Below are 515 nucleotides of genomic sequence, written 5' to 3' on the forward strand. Positions count from 1 at the left end.
AAAGAATGGGGGCGCTCACATCTGTGATTGGCATATCAGCAATGGACGCCAGGTCCTTTTCGATCAGGCGGCGCTCCCGCTTTACCGATCCCGGGCTAAGCCCCTCCTTCGCTCGTTTGGCCAACAACTCCAGTCCGATGGCCCCAAAGGTGTTGTTTGTCCGCTCGGCCTGCACGGCTCGCTCGACCCGGGCGACATGCGCCGGATTGGCGCCCCCCTTCAGCAGCCTGCGCAGCTTGTCGCGCTCGGCGCGAGCCTGCATGAGCGACATCCCGGGGTACTCGTCAATGGTTATCACGCTTGGCTTGCCAGCATAGCGGTAGCGGTAGCGCCACACCTTTGCACCGGTCGGACGCACCTCAATGCACAGACCATTCGAGTCAGCCACCCGAAAAGAGGTCGCTCTTGGTTTCAGCGCGCGAAGCTTGGTGTCCGTGAGCATGTGAGTCAGGCATCTGTGAGTCAGAGCGACCCAACGCCGCCCAATGACTCACAGCCTGACTCACTTTTTTCCC

Annotated in this window: 1 protein-coding gene; it reads right to left on the minus strand. The window is 61.0% G+C overall.

Annotated features, from left to right (window positions below):
• A partial coding sequence (locus CSC65_RS16100) for an Arm DNA-binding domain-containing protein (RefSeq protein ID WP_162411597.1) occupies nt 1-442 on the minus strand: 442 nt, incomplete at its 3' end.
• Between the last annotated feature and the right edge of the window lie 73 nt (nt 443-515).

The organism is Pseudoxanthomonas daejeonensis, from assembly GCF_010093205.1.
Lineage (GTDB): Bacteria > Pseudomonadota > Gammaproteobacteria > Xanthomonadales > Xanthomonadaceae > Pseudoxanthomonas > Pseudoxanthomonas daejeonensis.